The following is a 15,105-nucleotide window of genomic DNA, read 5'->3' as shown; positions in this document are numbered from 1 at the left end:
ACTAGCGGCCTGTCATAATCTCCATTCGGAGTTGAGCACCTGTTAGGCCTGTATTGGCCGCTTGAGCAATGATAATCACATCAAAAGCGGCACAGATATTAATGACGCGCCATAGTGCCACAAGAGAGTGCGGTATCACAACTGCTACGGTAGCGTCTGTGACAGCCTCAAGCGCACCTTGCACATAAGACTGCTGTTGGCTAGGTTTTGTCAATACATTGGTCGTACCAACGACAGCAGCAAGCTCCGTCAACAAACGCGGCATTTGCTCATGTATACTTTCTGACATTTCTCTAGCATTCGGCGTCATGCACATGCTTCCTTGCGTAACCAGCGTTTGTCATTTTTTTGTCGTTTTTTTAGAACTGTGACTATCGGTCTCCGTGATTATCAGTGGCATTAGCGCCAGTATTACTTTAACTAAAATAAGTCACTGTCTCAGCCATTTCTTTTAGAAAGTCATCTGCTTCATCAATCTCATAAATGATTGGTTGTTTACCCTTCGTGTCTTTCTTTAATGCGTCTAGCAATTGCTGCCTATCAGTAATTCTACGATAGCCAGCGCCAAACCCTGCTGCTAGTGGCTCAAAGTTTGGCGTTTTGATATTGACGCCAATCAATGGTAGACCGCCCTCTTCCATGTAACGACGAATCTCACCGTAGCCTTGGTTGTTCCATAGCAAAACGATCAATGGTAGCTCAAGCTCGGCCGCGCAGATAAGCTCGGCAATCGTAAATTGAATACCGCCATCACCCATCAGGCTGACGACAGGTAGATTGGAGCCAACCATGGCCCCAATAGCAGCAGGCAAACCATAGCCTAATGTGCCAAAACCCGTCGATGAGTTAAACCATTTACGCGTCGCTAAGGCTTCAAGACCAAGGTTACCGCTATAGACAGGTTGCGTTGAGTCACCAACGAAAATGACGTCTTCTACCTCGTCTCTAATCAGCTTTAGTAATGCATTTTGACCCGCAAAGTCTGTCGTTACATCCTTCAAGATGGCTTGTTTGGCCTCATTGACACGTGACAGTGCTTGATGATCGAATGTCTGACCCTCTAAGCGACTACACAAACCCCTAATCGCCATTTGTGCGTCGGACAGTACCGCGATATCTGCTCTAAATGGACGCTGCAACTGCTGAGCATCACAGTCGATACGTACCAGCGTGCCATTTATCTTAAACTCACCATTAAAGAACACATCATAGTCAGTCTCACCAAGCTCAGTACCAATCGCTAACACCCAGTCGGCCTCGGTAATTACGGCTCGGCCTGCGTCTAATGACTGATTACTACCCAAACTTAATGGATGACCAGGTGGTAGTAGACCTTTGGCATTAATTGTCAAAAATGTTGGTGCATCTATCAGTTCTGCCAATCGTTGTGCATCGTGGCCGACATCGACACAGCCGCCGCCATAAAGTATTACAGGGTTTTTAGCGGTTTGTAATGACTGTATGATTAGGTCTAATTGCGTAGGATTCGGCAGTGGTCTTGTGACCTGTGGTAGGCTCAAGCTGTTTGTACCAGCTTGGCTATTTGCTACAGCATTTAAATTAGGCGTCTAGCGACATGACTGGCATCAGCGGTGATGACATCAATTGGCAATTGAATATGAACTGGTCCGGGACGTGCACCATTAAATAAAGCAAAAGCTTCTGCGATGACTTTTGGTAGCGATTCAGGCTGCCAGATAGTTTTACTAGTGAGTGCCACTTTGCTGACCATGCCCTGCTGATCATGCAGCTCATGTAAATGCCCTTCGCCGCTGCCAGTGTCTTTGACCTTATTCACGCTAGATATCACCAACATCGGTATTGAATCTGCCAATGCTTGCGCCATCGCCGTCATAATATTGGTCATGCCAGGGCCTGTGATGATAAAGCACACACCGATTTTGCCAGAGGCGCGGTAGTAGCCATCCGCCATAAACCCAGCGCCTTGTTCATGACGCGGTGTCACATGACGAATATTGGTATTTGGCAGACCGCGATACAGCTCTACCGTGTGTACACCAGGGATACCAAAAACGGTCTCTACACCATAATAATCTAGCCACTGCACCAATAGCTCACCGCAGGTCAATGATGATGTGTCAGACAAAGAAGAAGGCGTTTGCGTCAATTGGGTCATGGGTCAGTCATCCTAAAAAAATTTCGCTGAATATTCAGATAGTTATCAATACCTCAAAACAACCTTTGTATTTTTTTCTTTCATACCGATTATTAGTCACTAATTACTGGCTGCAAAGGTTGCTCATTATAAAGGTAATCATTGATGGTGATTAGTAAACCGCCTTAACCTTGTCGTCATAGCGTACGCCCGGCAGGATACATAGCATCTCAAACAATAAATTCGCCGCCAATACCGAGGTATTACCGAATGGATCATACGGTGGTGATACTTCAACTAAGTCCCCACCTACCACGTCTAGGCCACGCATACCGCGAATGATTTCGATACCTTGAGTAGAGGTCAAGCCGCCGATTTCAGCAGTACCGTACCTGGGGCAAATGCAGGATCAATACCGTCGATATCAAAGCTCAAATAGACAGGACCATCACCTAGCTTTTCACGTACTTCAGCCATGAGCGGTGTTAGCGACTTATACCAGCACTCCTCAGCAGGTACCACGCGGAATCCCTGTTCAGTTGACCAGTCAAACTCTTCGGCACTATAGCCTGTACCGCGTAAGCCAATCTGTACGACGCGGTTACCATCAATGAGGTTTTCTTCGACAGCGCGGCGGAACGGCGTACCGTGCGCAATTTTTTTTCACCAAACATATCATCATTGATATCAGCATGAGCATCGATATGCACCATACCGACAGGACCATGTTTTTTTGGCAAGTGCACGTAGGATAGGCAACGCGATAGTATGATCGCCGCCTAGTGTTAGAGGAATCGCACCGTGTTTGACGATTTTATCGGTATAGAATTTTTCGATGATATCAACGCTTTTTAGCAGGTTGAAGGTATTGATAGGCACATCGCCGATGTCAGCGACTTGTAATGACTCAAAAGGCGCAGCGCGAGTGGCCACATTATAGGGACGAATCATTCTTGACTCATCACGAATCTGCCTAGGACCCAATCTTGCACCGCTACGGTTGGATGCACCAATATCTAAAGGTACGCCAACGAACGCCACATCTAACCCTTCAGCATCAGCCTGAGTTGGCAGACGCATCATAGAAGCGAAACCGCCAAATCTTGGCATATCGTTGCCGCTTAATGGTTGATTGAATGTCATAAGTTACTTCCTTGTTCTATTTGGTTTAGTACACAATTTGCTACATGCCATTGACAATACATAAATATAAGAGAAGGAACCATGGTAAAATTTAGAAGTAAACTTCTATTTTTTCGTAGTAAAGTGCGCTTATAGGTCACTATCAGAAGTTTATGAAAGGCTGTATCGACTGAAAGAAAGATGATATTGATTTAATAAACGAGGAGCCGCTTTTGATATTGGATGAACTGATAAAGATAGACATCAAAACACTACGCAGCTTTATGGCTATCGTAGAGTGCCAAGCGTGACGGCCGCCCAGTCACGCTTGAATGTCACTACTTCTGTGATCAGTGGGCACTTAACCCACTTAGAAGACCGTTTGGGAATGACGCTGTGCCATCGTGGTCGAGCAGGATTTAAGCTCACAGAGGACGGTGCCGCTGTTTACGAGGCTTGTTTGGGCTTTACCGAATCAGTCGCCAACTTTCAACATCAGCTGCATTACATTAAACAATTAGACTCAGTTCATGGCGGACACATCAGGCTTTGCTTGATTGATCAGATGCCCAAGTTTTTTTATGATGCACTTAGACAACGTCTAGCCAACAGCTACCGTAATAACCCGTTAATACACTTTTCTATCGACGTACAAAGCCCTGAGAGCATGTTAGAAAAGCTCTTAAGTAACGAGAGTGACATTGGCGTGGGTTATTTTGGCAGCTTTCCACCGCTATTGACCTTTCAACCTGCTTTTATTGAAACGCAAGTCGTCTGCTGCGGGCGTGAGCATCGCTCGTTTCATGAGCCTAACAAGCTAACATTTGAGGAATTAGAGCAAGACCATCATTGGGTGAAACGAGGTTATATTACTGATGTCAGTATCAATCATATTCGCCCAAAGATACTGAGCGCGACTACTTATCAGATGGAAGCCACCGCACAGCTTATCCTAGCAGGTCATCATGTGGGTTATTTGCCACGTGATCTAGCAATGCGCTATGAAGAGATGGGGCTGATGAAAATACTACTGCCTGATGAGGCAAGCTATGAAGTGAAGCATCACTGGGCATACCGAGAAAACCTACACAAACATGTGGCAGATTTTTTTGAATAAAATGATAAATTTGTTGTCAGAGAATTACTCTAAAGCCTAATTTATCAGCAGATTTTGCTACTCGGACTCTCAGTGTTTCTTAATCATAGAGTTCTAGTAGCTGGTGCATTGTCTTGAAAGTAATGCCTTCAAAACTTAAGCCTTATCTTACTATTCTGATAATTAGCCATTAAAAATTTGCGACAAAATTTTAGGCGGTCGCTGTTTGGTCTTGGTACTTTAGGCCAATGGTTCTTAGCTTGCCTTTGTCATCGACTTCTTTAATAACCAATGACCATTCATCGCTTATCACAACAGTATCGCCCGACACTGGCGCAGTACCTAAGTGTGATTTCACGTATTCGGCCACCGTCTGTTCCCACATGTTTTTTTGCGCTGTCTTCATCAGACGTTTTGAGTGTTTTTACCAATGTCTCAGACGCCATAATTCCTGTAAAAAAACGGCAAGTCTCCAAGCTTAACACTCGGTGATAGCAACCAATCGCCATAGAAATCATCGATAGCTTTGCGATCTAGTGTCGTGTCATTGAAAATCTTGGCGATTTTGCTCGCGTGATTACCTCTCATCGCATACCAGACACTGTCGCCGAATTTTAGCTTTGTATTGTCATCGACTACTACGATTTGCTGATTACGGACTAGCGCAAAGACACTGATTTCATCTGGATTGATACCTTTGGAGATACCCATAGGATGACGCCCAATGGCAAATGCGCCCGACTTTGCCTCAAACTCATACAGCGTGATACTGGCCTTATCCGACACCCAGACCTCATGCTCTTCTTTGGGATCTTTATTGGTTGGAATACGTACCTTAAACAGATTGGCCATCGTCGGGATGGTTGTGCCTTGCAAAATCAACGACAGAACCACGACGCCAAAGGCAATATCAAACAGCATAAAGGCATTATCTATACCAGCCATGACCGGTAAAATTGCCAAGGTAATAGGCACTGCACCGCGCAAACCAACCCAAGAGATAAACCCAATCTCTCTGTCTTTAAATTTGAATGGTTTGACACTGGTATAGACGGCAATAGGACGCGCCACAAAGATCATAAAGAGCGCGATTGCAACCGAATAATGCCAGACATTGAGGACGTTTGACGGAGTGACCAATAGTCCCAATACCACAAACAGCACGGCCTGCGACAGCCAAGCAAAGCTGTCCATCACTCGCATGACATGCTCTGTCGAGCGCACCTTGTGGTTGCCGATTAACACACCAGTGAGGTATACCGCCAAAAATCCACTGCCGCCAATGAGATTGGTCGCGGCGAACACAGCCAAGCCAGCAGAGAGAATCAAAATAGCGTACATGCCTTCTGCTAAATGTACCTTGGGCAATAATCGGGATAAGAAATAACCGAACAATAAGCCCATACCTAGCCCAAAGCTCAGCTGCTGTAGCAATAAAACTAAAAAGCCAAATACTTTCTGACCATCAGGATCAACATTTAGCGCAATCAAACCAGTAACTAATAAAATAGCCAAGGGATCGTTGGCACCAGACTCAAGTTCAAGCGTTGCTTGTACACGGTCGTTAAGCTTGACGCCGCCATTACGTAATAGAGAAAATACCGCTGCTGCATCGGTTGAGCCGACAATCGCTGCCATCAGTAAACCAAAGCGCCAATCGACATCAAGTAGCCAAGTGACAAATACACCTAGCACCATGACCGTGACCAACACACCCCACGTGGCCAGCGTAATCGCAGGTTTTAGCCCTACTCGAAACGATTTAAAAGACGTACGTAAACCACCATCTAGCAAGATACAAGCTAAGGCGGCCTGCCCTACGAAATTGGCTAGCGCATACTGAGAGAACTCAATACCCAAGATACCCTGCTCGCCTGCCAACATACCCACTATCAAAAACAGCAACAACAATGGTACGCCTAAGCGCGCCGATAGTGTACTCGCCATGATACTGGCGAAAATTAATACTGCGCCTACGAGATACAGGATATTTAAGGTATCCATTTTTTTCGAGCCCTATTTTTTATTATTAAGAATAGTAATTGATTGCGATGGGGTTTTCGTTATCTTGCTGTTAGTAGATATTACACCAGTGAGCCTATCATAAGCGGTCGTTATTCAAAATATGAATGACAATTATTTATGATGATATTAGCATCACCATCAGAACTAGCAGCCAATACCAAATCAACAAAAATACTTCAATGAAAAACGCTCGAATATTAAAGTGAAGCCCACAAAATGCCACTGCTGTGCTAAAAGAGTTTACGTCTTAATATTACTTAACCTTGAATGTACTGCCATGTCAGTACCAGAATCGCAGCCGCAACCGTCCAAGCGACCACACCTAATAGCAATGCCTTGTATAAACTCATATAACTGATGCTAAAAAAACACCACAAAGGTATAAATCAAATGCGGTATGACACCAAGCATACTAAATATCAACGCGACCTTTAAATCAGCGGGACTGCGCTCAGTACCAACAATAAAGTGACTGATTAACGTAAAAGTGGGGAATAGTGGCGCGAGCGCCGCCAAATAGAAAAATCGGGTTTGGGCGAACATTTGAATCGCCAGTACCATCAATGCGCCGATAAGCATTTTTAACCAAATCACGACGGGTCCATCTCCTGTTGACTATAAAGGCTGAACGTAGCCCAATCCGCTATGATACTAAAGTCTGCAAACTGACATAAGAGCAATCGCTGATTAATTAATCCGTATGATAAAAAATGCAAAAAACCCCACTTAGCTAAGTTGCTAAATGGGGCTGTTCCTTTTATTCAGTAAGCTTCTACGAATTGCTTAATCCTTTTTTTGGCTTTAATGCCGCGCTGATGTCTGCTAGCAATGGCGGAATATCATGCTTGTCTGCGATCACCTCAATCATTATAAGCTTATCGGTAGTCGCAGCAGCTTTGTCGAAAGCAGATTTTAGCTCGCCTGCTGTCTCTGCTTTGAGTAATAGGCTATTCGCTTCTGTCGCGCCAAACGCTCGCGGCATGATTTGCCAATCGCATTTAGGAATATCATTATAGTATTGGTTTTCACCATGAATCGCGCGCTCTACCGTATAGCCATCATTGTTGATTAAGACGATCACAGGATTGATGCGTTCTTGAATCATGACCGCTAGCTCTTGGATCGTTAGCAATGCTGAACCGTCACCAATTAATAACACACTGCGTTTATCTGGCGATGCGATTGCGGCGCCCAAGCTGGCAGGTAACGTGTAGCCAATTGATCCCCACATCGGCTGCCCATATGACGTCACCCCTTCTGGCAGACGCACGTCACTGATACCAAAATAGGCCGTCCCTTGTTCAGAAAACACCAAATTATTGTGATCTAAGCGGTCAGCGATAATATGCCATAAATCATCTTGGCGGATAGCTCACTATCTTTGCCTTTTTGTTGGTGCGGCTTAACTTCTTCACAGAAAGGTTTTGGCACGATGTTAATGCCAGAGGTCATCACTTCATGTAGGGCTTGCAACGCATCTTTTAGCGCAATCGGTGCAAAGTTCTTACCACTGATAGAAGCACGCTCATAATGTAAATCTACGACCACATCTTCATTGATATCTTGGCTAAACCCTGCGGTAGTAGTATCAGTATATTGCACCCCTACTTTGATGAGGCATTCGCAGTTTTCTACCGCATCTTTCACAATTGGACGCGAAGCAACACCCGCATAAGTGCCTGCCCAACGATCGCTATTTTCATCAAGTAGCGTCTTGCCCCAAGATAGCGTGGTATAAGGAATATCGGTATCAGCGATCAGTGCCTTGAGCTGTGACTGTAAGCCTAAACGATGCACCATCAAATCTGCCATTAGTGTTGTTGTCTTATTTGGCAAAAACTCGGTTAGTGCTTGCTTAAAATCTGATAATGCCGCTTGGCTAGTAATGTCTTCTTGGCTATCGATCAACTTGGTTGTTGGTGGATAGATAGGCTGACGAGCAACGTCTGGTGATAATAGTAAGTAACCTGGGCGATGCTTTTTGAGAATCAAGCGAATCACTCTATCAATTTCTGAAGCAGCATTTTCAGGGGTAAGCTGCGCTCGTGCTACCGTCACAGGCTCAACCATCTTAATAAAATGATTGAATACACCATCACCAAGCGAATGATGAATACGGCGCTTTGAGTCTTGTAAGGCTGTGCTTGGTGCACCGACGATATGCAATACCGGCGCGTACTCAGCAAAAGAACCTGCAGTTGCGTTAATAGCTGACAGCTCGCCCACGCCAAAGGTCGTTACCATAGCGGCAAATCCACGCTCGCGTGCATAGCCATCGGCAGCATAGCCAGCATTTAGCTCATTTGTGTTGCCTACAGCGTAGCTTGTCAGAAGCAAGAACGTTATCCAAAAAAGTTAAATTGAAATCACCAGGTACGCCAAATATCTCAGATGCGCCCGCTTCTGCGATACGATCAAACAAATAATCAGCGATGGTATATTGTTGACTCATTTTTTATCCTTATGACTTATCTTTGTAAGTATTGATAATTGTGAATGTGATTACGATTAAATTATAAAGTGCGTCCCAGCTTATTTATGTACTACAAAGCTTTTGGAATACATATTATAATAAACCGTTATAACATATATCTATGACCAGAAGACACGCCTATTTTAATAACTTTAATTTTTTTCGTCATAGGTGTTGACACCTAAAAAACTGCGTATAATACGCCTTCATCAACTGACGATAGTTAATTGATAATTAGCGGGAATAGCTCAGTGGTAGAGCATAACCTTGCCAAGGTTGGGGTCGAGAGTTCGAATCTCTTTTCCCGCTCCAAATACTTAAAAAGCCTCACTTAACAGTGAGGCTTTTTTTGTCCTATTTTTAAGGGCTATAGCGTTTTTCAGCATGAGCTATTCAGTCTAATTGCTAAGTTTATCTAACATATTAAAAGCTCAAAAATCAGCACCGTGACCAAAACGTGACCATTTCGTGCCCACGCTATAAACACTGATTTCGTAATTGAACCCAACTTATTATTCTTATCTTTATAAAAAGCGATGCTAAGAAATATTTTCTTAACATCGCTTTTCCTTTTTTACTGCTTTTGTATGTTGAGCTCATAGCGTGACCAAAACGTGACCAAATCATGAAAAAGTAAGTTTTAAAAATAACCCCAACCTTAATTTTAGGCCTTGAAACGTCATATATAAGGCTTTACCACTTATTCCTCTGCGCATCTTTTTCAATTTTGTAGATCCTCAAGACTCTTCATCATCTTTATTATTTGGCTTATAAATAAATAAGTCACCCACCTGCACATCTAAAAACTCACATAACTGGTCGATGGTATTGAAGTCAATTCTTGATGACTCTTCATTGTATAGCTTATGAAGGGTTGATTTACTCATACCTGTTGCTCTTACAACATCCGCTACACGCAATTTTTTTTCTCTGCCAAAATAACAGGAAGTTTAGACACAATCATAAAAATTACCTCTTTTCGGGTAAAAATGCTTTACATTGCAGTAAAAAGGTAATATATTACACAAATCGGTTACTAATTACCTTTAAGCGGGTAAATTATAACTGATTCCTTCAAGATGCATTTTTACAGGTTGATAAAATAATTTTTATTCTATCACTTAATGCAATGACTTAATAACTGAAAAGAGGTAAACACCATGAGTAATACTTATTTAACAACTGATGAGTTAGCCGAACGCATCAAGTACGACGCACGTACTATCCGCAATCAAATGAAAGATACCGTTTTGATTGAAAACATTCACTACATACGCCCTTTTGGTGGTCGTAAGATTTTGTACGTATGGGAGCGTATCGAGGAAGACATGTGCAAGCCGGTTATGAGCGCTATCAACGGTATGGCACTTCAATAAAAAAATAAGGAGATTTACTATGGCTACTATGCGAGGACGGTTTGGTAAGCTGGTCGTTGACTTCCGCTACTTAGGTAAGCGCTGTCGAGAAAAGACCAGTTTAGAAGACAACCCAGCTAATCGTAAAAAAATTAGCGCAAGTCATGAAAAAAATGGAAGCAGAAATAACTTTAGGCATCTTTGACTATGCTGCTTACTTCCCAAAGAGTGAACGAGCCCAGGAGATGACGGCATTGGCTGATAGAGCCGAAGCTTGTATCAGTCGTAATCCGACCTTTGAGCAGTTTGTCGATATTTGGTATGAGGAGAGGAAGATTGAATGGCGACCGAGCTATCGGCAAAAAAATAAAGATTATTTTGAATAAGTATTTATTACCTGAGTTTGGTGGTAAAGCGGTACATGCCATAAAAAAACCAGACTTGCTGACCTTCCGTAGCTCCCTCGCCAAAGTTTGTTACGGTAAAGATGGTCAGTCAAGTCTGTCAGTAGCACGGATCAACCAGATCATGATACTTCTTCGTATGATACTAGAAGAAGCATCAGATCGCCATGAGTTTGAGATGCCTTATAAAAATATTAAGAATCTCAAACAAGCTCGTCCGGATGTAAACCCGTTTACATTGAGTGAGGTATGGCTGATTTTAAAGCATGTTCGAGCTGATTATAAGCTACTACACTATTCGCTTCTTTACAGGAATGCGTACCAGTGAGATTGATGGCTGAAGTGGGATTGCATTAATTTTGATCGCCGTGAGATTAGTATAAGAGAGGCATTAGTTAATGGTGAGATGGGTCCGACTAAGACATTAGGCTCACAACGTGATATTGCTATGTCACAGTTAGTATATGACGCCCTACTGGAGCAGAAGGCACGCACCTATGGCAAGTCAGAGTTCGTGTTTTGCAATTCACAGGGCAATCCGATGGAGTACCGTAATGTGAACCGGCGGGTATGGAAACCCACGCTTGCCCTACTCGGTCTTAAACATCGGCGGGCTTATCAAACTCGGCACACGGCAGCCACGCTTTGGCTCGCTGCTGGTGAGAACCCTGAGTGGATAGCACGTCAGATGGGCCATAGCAGTACAGAGATGCTGTTTCGAGTATATAGCCGTTATGTACCTGATATCACTCGTCAAGATGGCTCAGCGATGGATAACTTGCTACTGGCGAGCAAGGAGAAGCTAACCAGTGCATCGAATAGCTCTGACACTGAAGCACTAATCACGAATGCACAAACTGACAAGGAGACGTCACAATGAAAATCATCAATTATGAGCAGCTGTTTGGTGAGTTTAAACCTGACGGTGCAATCAGTGAGGATGCAAACCTTATCGCTAATGCATTGATACGTGAGTTGTATATTTCATCTAATCATAACCTAGCACGCTTCTTAGGATTGAAGCAGTGTTTTAATAACGATATGGCGATGCGTGTGTGGGTGCAGAAGCGCTTGGATGCTCAGGATGGGTACTTTGTGGAAGATATGCGCAGTCAGCTTCAAAGCGAACTTTATGAGCTACTACCGCACTCTGACTATGGCAGCTACTGAGGAGAATATGATGAGTATAAAACTTCAGCCTAATATGACGCAGAGCCCATATGATATCAAAATATGTGAGGATTACTGGGCATATGATAATCAGAGCAGCTTTATTAAACATGTGAAGACGCTTTGTGAGAAGTATGAGGTAAGTCCTCAAGTATTCTTTGAGACAGTTGCTCAGTGTTATGCTTACTTAGACGATGTGGTATGTGAGTACTGCGGTTATGCTTGTCCAATCGAAGTACCTGCTGACATTCCTTATATGCGTGCACAAGACAGTTGGTTATGCGCAATATGTGAGCATGCTTTATGGCGGACAGATAAAGAAAACAAATAAGTGTTAACCATCGAAAAGGCCAGGCAGCATAAGTTGTCTGGCCTTTTCTTGTATCTAGTATCTCTTATACACAGTTTAAATTTAGTTCTGAAATATCTCCGCTAATTGATAGCAAGCCCTAGCTTTGTTAGAAATACATTAAGATATATTCTTACTTTCATTAATACGCCAACGTTTTTGCTTTTTAACTAGGGTAGATTGATCAATACTAAGAGCATTAGCAGCAGCTCTTGTGGTGCCATACTCTTCTATAGCTTCATTGATTAAATGTTGTTCTAGTGCCTCCACCTGCGCTTTCAAGGAAGACTTATCATATTTCGAAAATTTTTTTGAACTGTATTCAACAGGTAACTGTGCAGCGGTGATCAATGATTTGTCAGCTGTAACTACTAATCTTTCCGTTAAGTTAATCAACTCACGAATATTACCGGGCCATTTATAGCTGCTTAATTGTGAAAGAACACCTTCGTGCCAATGACAATCTAGTTCATATTTTTCATTAAAGTATTGAATGTAATGTTCTAGTAATGGACGAACTTCATCGCTTCTTTCTCGTAACGGTGGTAGATAAATGGGAACAACACTTAATCGATAAAGTAAGTCTTCTCTAAATAATTTTACTTCTACCAGTTTTTTTAAATCATAATGTGTAGCGGAAATTAAGCGGAAGTTTGTTGTTTTAAACTCAGTGCCACCGACAGGTATAAAGCGATTTTCAGCAATTACTTTAAGTAACTTTGCTTGCAAACTGAGCGGTAAATCACCAATTTCATCCAAGAATAAAGTGCCGTTATTGGCGGCTTCAAGCAGTCCAATCTTTCCTTTTATCAATGCTCCAGTAAAGGCTCCCGGCATATATCCAAAAAGTTCAGCTTCAAGTAGTCCTTCTGGCATAGCCGCGCAATTAAGTTCAATAAATGGACCGTCACAGACCTTGCTATACTGGTGGATGGTATTTGCTAATAGTGTTTTGCCAGTACCAGTTTCACCTTGAATAAGCATTTTGGCACTAGTTGCAGCAACTTTTTTTGCTAAATCATAACAAGCTTTCGTATTACGGCTAATAATAAATTTTTCTTGCGCAGTACTCTCTTCGACTGACGTTCCGTAATTCTCTCTTAGTTTTAATAGTTGCTCAAGCTGCTCTTCTGCATGCTTTGCTTTTAAAAGCTCTGTTATATCCCTTGCTGTAGTGACAACGTACTCTATTCGACCTTGTGCATCGAACATCGGAGTACCAGAAACAAATATTTTATGATTACTACCTATTGTTTGAATGATAGTAATAGCACGCAGTTCTTTCAATACTTCGAGTGAAACGGAACGCGAAATAAAACCCGCCTTGACGACTTCAGACATATGCAAACCGATCAAACGCCGCTTAGGTAGCCCTGTCATTTGCTCATAAGCTTTGTTCATAGTAATTGTTATACCATTACCATCAGTGATATAGACACCATCACTTAGCGCATCTATAACCCTCTGTAGATTTTCATCAAGGAACACTCAGTTTTACTCCTTTATTTTTTTCACGCAAACGCCAACCATATATTAAGAAGCATAATAACACTCCAGCAGCGAATGCCCACGTGGCACCTTTTATAACTAGTATTCCAGCAATAACACCAGCAATACCTAGATCACTATCGCAACGCGCTTCTTGAATGCCAATTCGAACACTAACATAGCCTTGAATCAATAATGTTAAAGCTAATGCTATTCCTAGTATTGGTTGTACTAAACTGACTACAGGCAATAGTAACAATCCAGTATTAGTCCCCCAGCGGAAAGAACCAGCACCCCCAAATATTGAGTCCATTGCCTGTCTGCCCTGCTTGTATCGCTCAACAATCACAACATGCATTGCCGCCCACAAAGGACCACACATTGCAACATCTGGTCCCATAATACTCATTCCCAGATTTCGAGCGCCAAAAATCAGATGTGCTCGATTCGGATCGTAATCAATTTTTTTCATCTTGGCGTGCTTCATCAGCTTCTTCTAATATGGATTTGCTTTGTAATACATCACCAAATAATACGATGTAAGCAGCCAGGACTGTTGGAATAGCTGTTAAATACATTGTCATTGGAGGGAGACCTACACCAAATACAGTATATTCGGTAAACATTGTCACAAAGTCTGGCTTTGTGATACCCCACTGGATATCTGGCCAAGGTGCTTCTGAGAACATCGGCGCAAGAATAATTGCCAGTACAATAATAGGAAACACACCAAGGTTACCAATAAAACGAAAGCTCCAATGATACTTTCTTAACTTAGCAAAATGCTGCGAAAAAAAATTAAGTAGAATGCTATCCCAACAGCGATAGTAACAGTAAACGGATAAGTCTCAAACCGTCCGCCTGCTTGAAAAACCACAGATACTGCAGCTAGCCCGGCACCCATAATGATACCTGCTTTAATCGCACTAGGAATAAGATGAACGACTCGCTTAGCTGCACCTGATGCTCCTAAAAATATGGCGAATAAGCCAAGCATCATCTGAAAAGCAATGAGCGCATGGACTCTACTTTCTCCTTCAGGAAAAGTAGATACATACATAATAAGTAGAGGTATAGCAGGTGTGATCCACCCAGGTACGACAGGATCACCTAATAGGTGATGGAGTAGATAAAAAAATTCCATTGATCATCACAATGGCAAGGGCTGCTTCAAAGGGCATACCCAGTAGTTCTGTCATTAGCGGAATAGCAGCTAAATCAACAGCACACATGAGTAGACCTTGGAAATAATCAGGCCACTCAAAACGGTAATGTAGAAAGGGTAGTCGGACTTTAAATGGTCCTAGTGGATAATAAGATGCTTCTCCTGCTGCTGTTCGCTTCTTCCATAAAGACATAGCAGACTTCCTCCTTAAAAGGCTTCTTGGTATATAGTTTCAATATCTTTGACACTCAGTTGTCTAGGGTTGTTTCGCAATAACCTGGTCACAGCACTAGCTGAAGTAGCTAACTCATTTAAATCGTCAAACTCGATTCCAAACTCTCT

At 42.7% G+C, this 15,105-nt stretch carries 16 protein-coding genes, 1 tRNA gene and 4 pseudogenes; 6 read left to right on the top strand and 15 right to left on the bottom strand.

Features of this window, described 5'->3' with window-relative positions; translation table 11 throughout:
- Window position 1 precedes the first annotated feature (1 nt).
- The 4 genes and pseudogenes from TT11_RS12020 to speB form a co-directional block, all read right to left on the bottom strand.
- A complete protein-coding gene (locus TT11_RS12020) occupies window positions 2-310 on the bottom strand; it encodes a hypothetical protein (protein ID WP_261870622.1) in 309 nt (102 codons plus the stop codon).
- A gap of 106 nt (window positions 311-416) precedes the next feature.
- The gene (locus TT11_RS12015) at window positions 417-1,520 is read right to left on the bottom strand and encodes a thiamine pyrophosphate-dependent enzyme (protein WP_261870621.1); all 1,104 of its coding nucleotides are present in this window, start codon (window positions 1,518-1,520) and stop codon (window positions 417-419) included.
- A gap of 35 nt (window positions 1,521-1,555) precedes the next feature.
- Window positions 1,556-2,137 carry a thiamine pyrophosphate-binding protein gene (locus tag TT11_RS12010; RefSeq protein WP_261870620.1) on the bottom strand — a complete coding sequence of 194 codons (582 nt, stop codon included), beginning with the start codon at window positions 2,135-2,137 and terminating at the stop codon, window positions 1,556-1,558.
- A gap of 151 nt (window positions 2,138-2,288) precedes the next feature.
- Window positions 2,289-3,259, bottom strand: a pseudogene (gene speB, locus TT11_RS12005) (agmatinase).
- 277 nt (window positions 3,260-3,536) lie between these two features.
- Here speB and TT11_RS12000 point away from each other — a divergent pair.
- Window positions 3,537-4,355 (top strand): LysR family transcriptional regulator, encoded by an 819-nt coding sequence (locus tag TT11_RS12000; protein ID WP_261870619.1) that lies wholly within the window; start codon window positions 3,537-3,539, stop codon window positions 4,353-4,355.
- Window positions 4,356-4,545: 190 nt separating this feature from the next.
- Here the strand turns inward: TT11_RS12000 and TT11_RS11990 are convergent.
- From TT11_RS11990 to TT11_RS11970, 5 genes and pseudogenes are all read right to left on the bottom strand, one after another.
- A pseudogene (locus TT11_RS11990) lies at window positions 4,546-6,338 on the bottom strand (potassium/proton antiporter).
- Between the two features lie 381 nt (window positions 6,339-6,719).
- Window positions 6,720-6,953: a GlpM family protein gene (locus tag TT11_RS11985; RefSeq protein WP_261870616.1), complete on the bottom strand. Its 234-nt coding sequence runs from the start codon at window positions 6,951-6,953 to the stop codon at window positions 6,720-6,722.
- 178 nt (window positions 6,954-7,131) lie between these two features.
- Window positions 7,132-7,671: a thiamine pyrophosphate-dependent enzyme gene (locus TT11_RS11980; RefSeq protein ID WP_261870675.1), complete on the bottom strand. Its 540-nt coding sequence runs from the start codon at window positions 7,669-7,671 to the stop codon at window positions 7,132-7,134.
- Window positions 7,672-7,685: 14 nt separating this feature from the next.
- The gene (locus tag TT11_RS11975) at window positions 7,686-8,696 is read right to left on the bottom strand and encodes a thiamine pyrophosphate-binding protein (protein WP_261870615.1); all 1,011 of its coding nucleotides are present in this window, start codon (window positions 8,694-8,696) and stop codon (window positions 7,686-7,688) included.
- Window positions 8,659-8,811, bottom strand: coding sequence for a hypothetical protein (locus TT11_RS11970; RefSeq protein WP_261870614.1), 153 nt, complete (start codon window positions 8,809-8,811; stop codon window positions 8,659-8,661). The genes TT11_RS11975 and TT11_RS11970 overlap by 38 nt, the downstream gene beginning before the upstream one ends.
- Before the next feature lie 258 nt (window positions 8,812-9,069).
- Between TT11_RS11970 and TT11_RS11965 the strand changes: the two genes are divergently transcribed.
- Window positions 9,070-9,144, top strand: a tRNA-Gly gene (locus TT11_RS11965).
- Between the two features lie 425 nt (window positions 9,145-9,569).
- On the opposite strand, the pseudogene TT11_RS11960 reads toward TT11_RS11965, so the two are convergent.
- A pseudogene (locus tag TT11_RS11960) lies at window positions 9,570-9,796 on the bottom strand (helix-turn-helix domain-containing protein).
- Between the two features lie 196 nt (window positions 9,797-9,992).
- On the opposite strand from TT11_RS11960, the gene TT11_RS11955 reads away from it, so the two are divergent.
- From TT11_RS11955 to TT11_RS11940, 4 genes and pseudogenes are all read left to right on the top strand, one after another.
- Window positions 9,993-10,208, top strand: coding sequence for a hypothetical protein (locus TT11_RS11955; RefSeq protein WP_011513303.1), 216 nt, complete (start codon window positions 9,993-9,995; stop codon window positions 10,206-10,208).
- Window positions 10,209-10,227: 19 nt separating this feature from the next.
- Window positions 10,228-11,471: pseudogene (locus tag TT11_RS17345) on the top strand (Arm DNA-binding domain-containing protein).
- The gene (locus TT11_RS11945; RefSeq protein ID WP_261870613.1) at window positions 11,468-11,761 is read left to right on the top strand and encodes a hypothetical protein; all 294 of its coding nucleotides are present in this window, start codon (window positions 11,468-11,470) and stop codon (window positions 11,759-11,761) included. Before TT11_RS17345 ends, TT11_RS11945 begins: the two are co-directional and overlap by 4 nt.
- Window positions 11,762-11,771: 10 nt before the next feature.
- Window positions 11,772-12,092, top strand: a complete 321-nt coding sequence (locus tag TT11_RS11940) for a hypothetical protein (RefSeq protein ID WP_227673350.1) — start codon at window positions 11,772-11,774, stop codon at window positions 12,090-12,092.
- Window positions 12,093-12,230: 138 nt separating this feature from the next.
- On the opposite strand, the gene TT11_RS11935 is transcribed toward TT11_RS11940, so the two are convergent.
- The 5 genes from TT11_RS11935 to TT11_RS11915 are packed head-to-tail and all read right to left on the bottom strand — an operon-like array spanning window position 12,231 to window position 14,956.
- Window positions 12,231-13,598 carry a sigma-54-dependent Fis family transcriptional regulator gene (locus tag TT11_RS11935; RefSeq protein ID WP_261870612.1) on the bottom strand — a complete coding sequence of 456 codons (1,368 nt, stop codon included), beginning with the start codon at window positions 13,596-13,598 and terminating at the stop codon, window positions 12,231-12,233.
- Complete coding sequence (locus TT11_RS11930) at window positions 13,588-14,070, bottom strand: hypothetical protein (RefSeq protein ID WP_261870611.1); 483 nt, start codon at window positions 14,068-14,070, stop codon at window positions 13,588-13,590. Before TT11_RS11930 ends, TT11_RS11935 begins: the two co-directional genes overlap by 11 nt.
- Window positions 14,057-14,326, bottom strand: coding sequence for a hypothetical protein (locus tag TT11_RS11925; RefSeq protein ID WP_261870610.1), 270 nt, complete (start codon window positions 14,324-14,326; stop codon window positions 14,057-14,059). Before TT11_RS11925 ends, TT11_RS11930 begins: the two co-directional genes overlap by 14 nt.
- Before the next feature lie 41 nt (window positions 14,327-14,367).
- Window positions 14,368-14,658 (bottom strand): hypothetical protein, encoded by a 291-nt coding sequence (locus TT11_RS11920; RefSeq protein WP_261870609.1) that lies wholly within the window; start codon window positions 14,656-14,658, stop codon window positions 14,368-14,370.
- A 46-nt stretch (window positions 14,659-14,704) separates the two neighbouring features.
- Window positions 14,705-14,956, bottom strand: a complete 252-nt coding sequence (locus tag TT11_RS11915) for a hypothetical protein (RefSeq protein WP_261870608.1) — start codon at window positions 14,954-14,956, stop codon at window positions 14,705-14,707.
- Window positions 14,957-15,105 lie beyond the last annotated feature (149 nt).

It is taken from the genome of Psychrobacter sp. JCM 18901, from assembly GCF_000586435.1.
Classification (GTDB): domain Bacteria; phylum Pseudomonadota; class Gammaproteobacteria; order Pseudomonadales; family Moraxellaceae; genus Psychrobacter.
Note: the sequence above shows the minus strand (reverse complement) of the source record. Positions and strands in the feature narration are given on the sequence as shown.

Excerpts from the sequence above, each read along its gene's own strand:
- TT11_RS11955 (WP_011513303.1), top strand. The coding sequence starts at position 9,993 with ATGAGTAATACTTATTTAACAACTGATGAGTTAGCCGAACGCATCAAG.
- TT11_RS11970 (WP_261870614.1), bottom strand. The coding sequence starts at position 8,811 with ATGAGTCAACAATATACCATCGCTGATTATTTGTTTGATCGTATCGCA.
- TT11_RS11920 (WP_261870609.1), bottom strand. The coding sequence starts at position 14,658 with ATGTATGTATCTACTTTTCCTGAAGGAGAAAGTAGAGTCCATGCGCTC.
- TT11_RS11945 (WP_261870613.1), top strand. The coding sequence starts at position 11,468 with ATGAAAATCATCAATTATGAGCAGCTGTTTGGTGAGTTTAAACCTGAC.
- TT11_RS12010 (WP_261870620.1), bottom strand. The coding sequence starts at position 2,137 with ATGACCCAATTGACGCAAACGCCTTCTTCTTTGTCTGACACATCATCA.
- TT11_RS11915 (WP_261870608.1), bottom strand. The coding sequence starts at position 14,956 with ATGTCTTTATGGAAGAAGCGAACAGCAGCAGGAGAAGCATCTTATTAT.
- TT11_RS11940 (WP_227673350.1), top strand. The coding sequence starts at position 11,772 with ATGAGTATAAAACTTCAGCCTAATATGACGCAGAGCCCATATGATATC.
- TT11_RS11930 (WP_261870611.1), bottom strand. The coding sequence starts at position 14,070 with ATGAAAAAAATTGATTACGATCCGAATCGAGCACATCTGATTTTTGGC.
- TT11_RS12020 (WP_261870622.1), bottom strand. The coding sequence starts at position 310 with ATGACGCCGAATGCTAGAGAAATGTCAGAAAGTATACATGAGCAAATG.